The organism is Citrobacter amalonaticus (assembly GCF_018252635.1).
Taxonomy (GTDB): Bacteria; Pseudomonadota; Gammaproteobacteria; order Enterobacterales; family Enterobacteriaceae; genus Citrobacter_A; species Citrobacter_A amalonaticus_E.
The window spans coordinates 734386-743814 of sequence record NZ_JAGTXM010000001.1; the positions used below are offsets into that span (position 1 = coordinate 734386).

Genomic DNA, 9429 nt, shown 5'->3' on the forward strand with positions numbered 1-9429 from the left:
CAAATTATGCTCACCCGCCTGCGCGAAATAGTCGAAAAGGTGGCCAGTGCTCCGCGTCTGAATGAAGCGCTGAATATTCTGGTCACTGACATCTGTCTTGCGATGGATACGGAGGTCTGCTCGGTTTACCTGGCCGATCATGACCGGCGTTGTTATTACCTTATGGCGACGCGAGGACTTAAAAAACCGCGCGGTCGAACTGTCGCACTCGCGTTTGATGAAGGTATCGTCGGCCTGGTTGGCAGGCTGGCGGAACCTATCAACCTCGCGGATGCGCAAAAACATCCCAGTTTTAAATACATCCCCTCGGTAAAGGAAGAGCGCTTCCGTGCTTTCCTCGGTGTGCCGATCATTCAGCGTCGTCAACTGCTGGGCGTTCTTGTTGTACAACAGCGCGAACTGCGCCAGTACGATGAAAGTGAAGAATCTTTCCTGGTGACGCTCGCCACGCAGATGGCGGCGATCCTGTCACAATCTCAGCTTACCGCCCTGTTTGGCCAGTATCGCCAGACGCGTATTCGGGCGCTGCCGGCGGCGCCGGGCGTGGCCATTGCGGAAGGCTGGCAGGATGCGACGCTACCGTTGATGGAGCAGGTGTATCAGGCCTCGACGCTGGATCCCGCTCTGGAACGTGAGCGCCTGACCGGCGCGCTGGAAGAAGCGGCAAATGAGTTTCGCCGTTACAGCAAGCGATTTGCCGCTGGCGCACAGAAAGAGACCGCCGCGATATTCGATCTCTATTCGCACCTGCTCTCCGATGCTCGCCTGCGACGCGAGCTGTTTACCGAAGTCGATAACGGCTCGGTGGCGGAGTGGGCGGTCAAAACGATCATCGAAAAGTTTGCCGAGCAGTTTGCCGCGCTGAGCGACAACTATCTTAAAGAACGGGCAGGCGACCTGCGTGCGCTGGGCCAACGCTTACTGTTCCATCTCGATGATTCCATTCAAGGGCCAAATGCCTGGCCAGAACGTTTCGTACTGGTAGCTGACGAACTCTCCGCCACAACACTCGCGGAACTGCCGCAGGACCGACTGGCGGGCGTTGTGGTTCGCGACGGGGCGGCCAACTCCCATGCTGCGATCATGGTGCGTGCGTTGGGTATTCCCACCGTAATGGGCGCTGATATTCAACCCTCGGTGTTACACCGTCGCACGCTGGTGGTGGATGGCTATCGTGGTGAGCTGCTGGTCGATCCTGAACCAGTATTAATCCAGGAATATCAGCGGTTAATCAGCGAAGAGAATGAACTCAGCCGTCTGGCGGAAGATGACGTCAATTTACCCGCACAGCTGAAAAGCGGTGAGCGGGTCAAAGTGATGCTGAACGCGGGGCTTAGCCCTGAACATGAAGAAAAACTGGGCAGTCGTATTGACGGCATAGGCCTGTATCGCACCGAAATTCCCTTCATGCTGCAAAGCGGTTTTCCTTCTGAAGAGGAGCAGGTGGCGCAGTATCAGGGCATGTTGCAGATGTTTAACGACAAGCCGGTGACGCTGCGAACGCTGGACGTTGGCGCGGACAAACAGTTGCCATACATGCCAATCAGTGAGGAGAATCCCTGCCTGGGCTGGCGAGGGATCCGCATTACGCTCGATCAGCCGGAGATCTTCCTTGTCCAGGTCCGCGCCATGCTGCGTGCCAATGCGGCGACGGGTAACCTGAGTATTCTGCTGCCGATGGTAACCAGTATCGATGAGGTGGATGAAGCGCGCCGCCTGATTGAACGTGCGGGCCGCGAAGTGGAAGAGATGATTGGGTACGCGATCCCGAAACCGCGTATCGGCATCATGCTGGAAGTGCCGTCAATGGTCTTTATGCTGCCGAATCTGGCGAGCCGCGTCGATTTTATTTCCGTCGGGACTAACGATCTGACCCAGTATGTGCTGGCGGTGGATCGCAACAACACGCGCGTCGCCAGCATCTACGACAGTCTGCATCCGGGGATGTTACGTGCGCTGTCATTGATTGCACAGGAAGCCGAGCGCAGTGATATTGATCTGCGCGTATGTGGCGAAATGGCGGGCGATCCGATGTGCGTGACCATCCTGATTGGGCTGGGTTTTCGCCATCTCTCAATGAACGGTCGCTCCGTGGCGCGCGTGAAATACCTGCTGCGCCGCATTGATTACGAAGAGGCCAAAACGCTTGCTCAGCGTAGCCTTGAGGCGCAACTGGCAACGGAAGTGCGTCATCAGGTGGCGGCGTTTATGGAGCGGCGTGGGATGGGCGGTCTGATCCGTGGGGGGATGTAAAAGCGCTATACAGATCTTTTACATCTTCTCCGCAGCCTCGTTAACCCCCTTATGCTATCATTCGCTCCTTTGGAGCGCCTGTAAGCAGTGGGTGCGCATATCGCTCGCTGAGTCTTTTCAGCGGAATAACAAGAACTTGTGGTGACAGATGACCAGTAGCTATCTGCATTTTCCGGAATTCGATCCGGTCATTTTCTCAATTGGGCCCGTTGCACTTCGTTGGTACGGCTTAATGTATCTGGTGGGCTTCATTTTCGCGATGTGGCTGGCGACGCGCCGTGCCAGTCGCCCTGGCAGTGGCTGGACTAAGAATGAAGTCGAAAACTTACTCTATGCAGGTTTCCTCGGGGTCTTCCTCGGCGGGCGTATTGGCTACGTGCTGTTCTATAACTTTCCGCTGTTTCTGGATAATCCGCTGTACCTGTTCCGCGTCTGGGATGGGGGCATGTCCTTCCACGGTGGCCTGATTGGTGTGATTCTGGTGATGATTATTTTCGCCAAACGCACGAAGCGTAGTTTCTTCCAGGTCTCTGATTTCATTGCCCCCCTGATTCCCTTTGGTCTGGGTGCCGGGCGTCTGGGTAACTTTATCAATGGCGAACTGTGGGGCCGTGTCGACCCGAATTTCTCATATTCTATGCTGTTTCCCGGGTCACGCACTGAAGATATTCTGTTGCTGCAAACCAACCCGCAATGGCAATCTATTTTTGATACCTACGGCTCCCTACCGCGCCACGCGTCTCAGCTTTATGAGATGGCGCTGGAAGGCGTAGTGCTGTTTATCATTCTTAACCTGTTTATTCGTAAACCGCGTCCAATGGGGTCAGTCTCCGGACTGTTTTTGATTGGCTACGGTACGTTTCGTATCATTGTTGAATTCTTCCGTCAGCCGGATCAGCAGTTCACCGGTGAATGGGTACAGTACATCAGCATGGGACAGATCCTCTCGATTCCGATGATTGTCGCTGGTGTGATCATGATGGTTTGGGCCTATCGTCGTCGCCCACTGCAACACGTTTCCTGAGGAACCATGAAACAGTATTTAGAACTGATGCAAAAAGTGCTGGATGAAGGCACACAGAAAAACGACCGTACCGGAACCGGAACGCTTTCCATTTTTGGTCATCAGATGCGTTTTAACCTGCAGGAAGGATTCCCGCTGGTGACGACAAAACGTTGCCACTTGCGCTCCATCATCCACGAGCTGCTGTGGTTCCTGCAAGGTGACACCAACGTGGCCTATCTGCACGACAATAACGTCACCATCTGGGACGAATGGGCGGATGAAAACGGCGACCTGGGTCCGGTGTATGGCAAACAGTGGCGCGCCTGGCCGACGCCGGACGGTCGCCACATTGACCAGATCGCGACGGTACTGAACCAGTTGAAAAATGATCCCGATTCGCGCCGTATTATCGTTTCGGCGTGGAACGTTGGCGAACTGGACAAAATGGCGCTGGCGCCGTGCCATGCGTTCTTCCAGTTCTATGTTGCGGATGGCAAACTTTCTTGTCAGCTGTATCAGCGCTCCTGCGACGTGTTCCTCGGCCTGCCGTTTAACATCGCCAGCTATGCGTTGCTGGTGCATATGATGGCGCAGCAGTGCGATCTGGAGGTCGGCGATTTCGTCTGGACCGGTGGTGACACGCATCTGTACAGCAACCACATGGAGCAGACGCATCTGCAACTGACTCGCGAACCGCGCGCGCTGCCGAAACTGGTGATTAAACGTAAACCCGATTCCCTCTTCGACTACCGCTTCGATGATTTTGAAATCGAGGGTTACGACCCGCATCCCGGGATAAAAGCGCCGGTTGCTATCTGAACCGGGTTTATCCTGTCATAGCCGACGCCTTAGCGCGTCGGTTTTTTTTACCCTAATTTTCGTTTTTCGGTGCGGGTTCCTGAAATGTTGCAATTCGCTGCAACAGGGGACGTTTTCCTCGTAATGCGCCGAAAAAGCTGAATTCTCGCCTCGTTTTAATCTCCTGACGCGCCATACTGCCGCCATGAAAACACAACAGGGCTATACGCTCATCGAAACGCTGATCGCGATGCTCATTATTATTAGCCTGAGTGCCACAGGACTCTACGGCTGGCAGCAGTGGCAGCAACAGCAACATCTCTGGCAGACCGCCTGTCAGCTGCGCGATTTCTTGCTGCAACTACGGGAGGACGCCAACTGGCATAACCGCGATCACATCATTACCGCCATCAGGGAGGACGCGTCATGGTGCCTTGTCAGTTCGACAGCCTCACAAACTACTTGTACGCCGCACTCTGCGTTCGTTTTTGTGCCGCTCTGGCGCGATGTCGACCTTGTCGGAATCACCGCCTCGCTGGCGTTTTATGGTCAACGCAATACCGCGTGGCCGGGGAACGTTCGCCTGAAAAATGCGACAGGCGAGTGGCGGGTGGTGGTTTCGCCCTGGGGACGCATCCGCCTGTGCGAGCGCGACGATACCCAGGGCTGCCAGTAAGAGAACGTGGTTTTTCTCTGCTTGAGGTGCTGATTGCAATGGCGATCAGCAGTGTACTTTTGCTGGGAGCCGCCCGTTTTTTGCCAGCGTTACAGCGCGATATTTTGCAGCAGACTCGCAAACTCGCGCTGGAAGATGATGTGTGGCAGCGGGTGTACACCGTCGCGAAGCACCTTCAACGCGCAGGGTATTGTCACGGTAACTGTAGCGGCGAAGGGGTAAGTATTACCGACGCGGGCCGGTGTGTCATCGTTCAGTGGGACGCCAATGCAAATGGCGTCTTTGAAAACGAGCCGGTGAAGGAGGCAGAACAAACCGGGTTTCGCCTGAGTGACAACGTGCTGGAGACGCAGCGCGGCGCGAAAACGTGTAACGGAAAAGGATGGGATAAAATGACCGATCCTGACGTTGTGCAGATTACGGCATTTGAGGTCACGCGCCAGGATATCGTGGGCTTTGCGCCCGAACTGACCTTACATCTGCGCGGTATTAGCCGGGTGGACCCGCAAACTGTAGCTGATGCACGCTACAGCGTTACTGGTTTTAATTTATGAATCGCGAGCGGGGTGTCTCCTCTCTGGCGCTGGTTCTGCTGTTGCTGGTCCTTGGCAGTTTACTGTTACAAGGCGTTAATCAGCAGCAGAGCCGTTTTGCCTGGCGGGTGGCGATAGAAAGTCAGGCTCTACAGCGTCAGGCTGTCGTGCAGTCCGCTATGGAGTGGGGCAGGATGCAGCCATGGTCGATAAGCTCAGATAAACCGTGTCGGTATTACGGGGAAGCCAATGTCCCCGTCTGCTTGCGCAGACTCGCTAATCGCCGCGCTTTGCTTGTTGCCAGCTATCAGGGAATGTCTCTATGGCGCGCAGGTGAACAGCAGGAGGAAAGCGTCGTTTTTTCTCCTCATGGCTGGAGCGACTTCTGTCCGCTACGGGAGGTTACGTTATGCCAGATCCCCTGAACCGTCAGCGCGGGTTTAGCTTGCCGGAAGTGATACTGGCAATGGTTCTCATGGTGATGGTGGTGACGGCGCTGACCGGATATAAGCGGGCGCTGATGAACAGTTTTTTCACCAGAGACCAGTCTCTTCAACTCTGGCGGCAGGGCTGGCAGCAGACGCAACTGCGTTTGTTTTCGCCACCGCTTAACTGGCAGGTCAAGCGGATGCAGACAACGCAGGCGGGATGTGTCAGCATCAGCGTTACGCTATCTTCTCCACTGGGCAGGCAGGGAAAAATGACGCGTCTGCATTGCCCGAACCGTTAGTTGTCAGGAGTCTCTATGTTAAGGGTCTACCACTCAAACCGTCTGGATGTGCTGGAAGCATTGATGGAGTTCATCGTCGAGCGTGAACGGCTGGACGATCCTTTTGAGCCAGAAATGATTCTGGTGCAGAGTACCGGGATGGCGCAGTGGTTACAGATGACCCTTTCGCAGAAATTTGGCATTGCCGCCAACATAGAATTCCCGCTCCCGGCTAGCTTTATCTGGGACATGTTCGTCCGCGTACTGCCGGAGATCCCCAAAGAGAGCGCCTTCAACAAACAAAGCATGAGCTGGAAGTTGATGACGCTGCTTCCGCAACTGCTGGATCATGAAGACTTTGCGCTATTACGCCACTATCTGACGGACGATACTGATAAACGTAAGCTGTTTCAGTTATCGTCGCGGGCGGCGGATCTTTTCGATCAGTATCTGGTCTATCGACCGGAATGGCTAATCCAGTGGGAAGCAGGGCAAAAAGTCGAAGGGTTGGGAGAGGCGCAATGCTGGCAGGCGCCGCTGTGGAAGGCGTTGGTGGAATATACCGATGCGCTGGGGCAGCCGCGCTGGCATCGTGCCAATCTCTATCAACGGTTTATCCAGACCCTCGAAAACGCTGACCGCAGCCCGTCAGGACTCCCTTCTCGTGTGTTTATCTGCGGGATCTCCGCGTTACCACCTGTATACTTACAGGCACTTCAGGCGCTCGGTAAACATATCGATATTCATCTGCTCTTCACCAATCCCTGTCGCTACTACTGGGGGGATATCAAAGATCCGACGTATCTGGCGAAACTGCTGGCACGCCAGCGGCGACACAGTTTTGAAGACCGCCATTTGCCGCTGTTTCGGGACAATCAGAAGGCTGAAAGTTTGTTTAACGGCGATGGCGAACAGGATGTCGGAAACCCGATGCTGGCCTCGTGGGGAAAACTGGGACGCGACTATATTTACCTGCTCTCTGAACTGGAAAACAGCCAGGAGCTGGACGCGTTTGTCGACGTGACGGCAGACAACCTGTTGCATAACATCCAGGCCGATATTCTTGAGCTGGAAAATCGCGCAGTGGCGGGCGTGAGTCTTGAAGAGTATTCCCGCAGTGACAATAAGCGACGCCTTGATCCAAACGATACCAGCGTCACCTTCCACATCTGTCATAGCCCACAGCGTGAAGTCGAAGTCCTCCACGATCGTCTGCTGGCAATGCTGGAGGCGGACCCAACGCTCACGCCGCGTGACATCATCGTGATGGTGGCGGATATCGACAGCTATAGCCCATTTATTCAGGCTGTCTTTGGCAGCGCCCCTGCGGAGCGTTATCTGCCTTATGCCATTTCCGATCGCCGGGCGCGTCAGTCACATCCGGTATTGCAGGCGTTCATTAGCCTGTTGTCTTTGCCTGACAGCCGCTTTGTTTCTGAAGATGTGCTGGCGCTGCTGGATGTCCCGGTGCTGGCGGCGCGCTTTAATATCAGCGAAGAAGGGTTGCGCTATTTGCGATTGTGGGTCAATGAATCGGGCATTCGTTGGGGCATTGATGACGACAACGTGCGGGAACTGGAACTTCCGGCAACGGGGCAGCATACGTGGCAATTTGGTCTCACGCGGATGCTGCTGGGCTATGCCATGGAAAGTGAGCAGGGCGAATGGCAGTCCGTTCTGCCTTACGATGAGTCCAGCGGACTGATCGCCGAACTGGTGGGACATCTGGCATCGTTACTGATGCAGCTTAATCTTTGGCGTTGTGGCCTGGCACAGGAACGCCCGCTGGAAGAGTGGTTGCCGGTGTGTCGTGAGATGCTCAACGATTTCTTCCTGCCTGATGCTGAAACCGAGGCGGCCATGACGCTGATCGAGCAACAGTGGCAGGCGATCATCGCCGAAGGAATAGACGCTAAGTATGATGACGCGGTCCCGTTGTCGCTACTGCGCGATGAACTGGCGCTGCGGTTGGATCAGGAGCGGATCAGCCAGCGCTTTTTGGCGGGGCCGGTAAATATCTGTACTCTCATGCCAATGCGTTCTATTCCTTTCAAAGTGGTTTGCCTGTTGGGAATGAACGACGGTGTCTATCCGCGCCAGCTTGCGCCGCTCGGCTTTGATCTGATGAGTCAGAAACCGATGCGGGGAGATCGCAGTCGTCGCGATGACGACCGCTATCTGTTTCTTGAAGCCTTAATTTCTGCCCAGCAGTCGCTTTACATCAGCTATATCGGGCGCTCGATCCAGGATAACAGTGAACGTTTCCCTTCCGTGCTGGTTCAGGAACTGCTCGATTACATCGGACAAAGCCACTATTTGCCGGGTGACGAAGCGTTGACCAGCGATGAGAGCGAGAAACGGGTGAAAGCGCATATTGCCCGGTTGCATACCCGCGTGCCGTTCGATGCGCAAAACTTCCAGCCCGGTGAGCAACAGAGCTATGCCAGCGAGTGGTTACCGGCGGCAAGCCGCAGCGGCGAGGTCCATAGCGATTTTGTGCAGCCGTTAGCCTTTGATATGCCTGAGACGCTGAGTCTGGAAGCGCTGCAACGCTTCTGGGCGCATCCAGTGAGGGCGTTTTTCCAGCAGCGCTTGCAGGTTAATTTCCGATCCGAAGAGAGTGAGATCCCGGATACCGAACCCTTCACCCTGGAAGGGCTAACCCGTTATCAACTCAATCAGCAGTTACTGAATACGTTGGTTGAACAGGATGATGCCGAACGTCTTTTCCGTCGCTTCCGTGCGGCGGGAGATCTGCCGTATGGCGCTTTTGGTGAGATCCTCTGGGAAGCTCAGCATCAGGAAATGCAGACGCTGGCGGACAGGATCGTGGCCTGCCGTCAGCCGAGCCAAAGCCTGGAAGTCAATTTGTATTGCAACGGTGTACAGTTGACCGGCTGGCTGCCGCAGGTACAGGACGATGGCTTATTGCGTTGGCGGCCTTCGTTAATCAGCATTTCGCAAGGCGTGCAACTTTGGCTCGAACACCTTGTCTATTGTGCCTGCGGAGGGAAAGGTGAAAGCCGGCTGTTTTTGCGAAAAGACGGAGAGTGGCGATTCCCACCGCTGGATCAAGAGCAGGCATTGGGGTATCTGGCGCAACTGATTGACGGATATCGCGAAGGGATGTCCGCACCGTTGCTGGTGTTGCCAGAAAGCGGCGGCGCGTGGATAAAAACCTGTTATGACGCGGCGAATGATGCCATGTTAGATGACGATGATACGCGACAAAAAGCCCGCGCGAAGTTTATGCAGGCTTACGAAGGCAACATGGTTATGCGCGGCGAAGGCGAGGATATCTGGTATCAACGCCTGTGGCGACAGCTGGACTCAGAAACCTTTGAGGCCATTATTTTGCAGTCACAACGTTACCTGCTTCCGCTTTTCAGATTTAATCAGTCGCGATGATTGTATAAAAATTGCGCAATTTTGATGCTTCCTTTATGATGCGTTG

Annotated in this window: 8 protein-coding genes; all 8 read left to right on the forward strand. The window is 55.0% G+C overall.

What is annotated here, in order from left to right:
- Positions 1 to 6 precede the first annotated feature (6 nt).
- The 8 genes from ptsP (at position 7) to recC (ending at position 9383) form a co-directional block, all read left to right on the forward strand.
- A complete protein-coding gene (ptsP, locus tag KE671_RS03430) occupies positions 7 to 2253 on the forward strand; it encodes a phosphoenolpyruvate--protein phosphotransferase (protein WP_206161711.1) in 2247 nt (748 codons plus the stop codon).
- Positions 2254 to 2401: 148 nt separating this feature from the next.
- A complete protein-coding gene (gene lgt, locus KE671_RS03435) occupies positions 2402 to 3277 on the forward strand; it encodes a prolipoprotein diacylglyceryl transferase (protein WP_206161712.1) in 876 nt (291 codons plus the stop codon).
- Between the two features lie 6 nt (positions 3278 to 3283).
- Positions 3284 to 4078, forward strand: coding sequence for a thymidylate synthase (thyA, locus tag KE671_RS03440; RefSeq protein WP_206161713.1), 795 nt, complete (start codon positions 3284 to 3286; stop codon positions 4076 to 4078).
- Positions 4079 to 4262: 184 nt separating this feature from the next.
- On the forward strand, positions 4263 to 4733 hold the full coding sequence (locus KE671_RS03445; RefSeq protein WP_206161714.1) for a prepilin peptidase-dependent protein: 471 nt from the start codon (positions 4263 to 4265) through the stop codon (positions 4731 to 4733).
- A complete protein-coding gene (locus KE671_RS03450; protein ID WP_206161917.1) occupies positions 4724 to 5287 on the forward strand; it encodes a prepilin peptidase-dependent protein in 564 nt (187 codons plus the stop codon). Before KE671_RS03445 ends, KE671_RS03450 begins: the two co-directional genes overlap by 10 nt.
- A complete protein-coding gene (locus tag KE671_RS03455) occupies positions 5284 to 5691 on the forward strand; it encodes a DUF2509 family protein (RefSeq protein ID WP_206161715.1) in 408 nt (135 codons plus the stop codon). The genes KE671_RS03450 and KE671_RS03455 overlap by 4 nt, the downstream gene beginning before the upstream one ends.
- Entirely contained in the window at positions 5676 to 5996 is a 321-nt protein-coding gene (locus KE671_RS03460; RefSeq protein WP_206161716.1) for a prepilin-type N-terminal cleavage/methylation domain-containing protein, read from the forward strand. The genes KE671_RS03455 and KE671_RS03460 overlap by 16 nt, the downstream gene beginning before the upstream one ends.
- Positions 5997 to 6011: 15 nt before the next feature.
- On the forward strand, positions 6012 to 9383 hold the full coding sequence (gene recC / locus KE671_RS03465; RefSeq protein WP_206161717.1) for an exodeoxyribonuclease V subunit gamma: 3372 nt from the start codon (positions 6012 to 6014) through the stop codon (positions 9381 to 9383).
- Positions 9384 to 9429: the final 46 nt, after the last annotated feature.

Coding starts and splice junctions, on each gene's coding strand:
- ptsP (WP_206161711.1), top strand. CDS start 7: ATGCTCACCCGCCTGCGCGAAATAGTCGAAAAGGTGGCCAGTGCTCCG.
- lgt (WP_206161712.1), top strand. CDS start 2,402: ATGACCAGTAGCTATCTGCATTTTCCGGAATTCGATCCGGTCATTTTC.
- thyA (WP_206161713.1), top strand. CDS start 3,284: ATGAAACAGTATTTAGAACTGATGCAAAAAGTGCTGGATGAAGGCACA.
- KE671_RS03445 (WP_206161714.1), top strand. CDS start 4,263: ATGAAAACACAACAGGGCTATACGCTCATCGAAACGCTGATCGCGATG.
- KE671_RS03455 (WP_206161715.1), top strand. CDS start 5,284: ATGAATCGCGAGCGGGGTGTCTCCTCTCTGGCGCTGGTTCTGCTGTTG.
- KE671_RS03460 (WP_206161716.1), top strand. CDS start 5,676: ATGCCAGATCCCCTGAACCGTCAGCGCGGGTTTAGCTTGCCGGAAGTG.
- recC (WP_206161717.1), top strand. CDS start 6,012: ATGTTAAGGGTCTACCACTCAAACCGTCTGGATGTGCTGGAAGCATTG.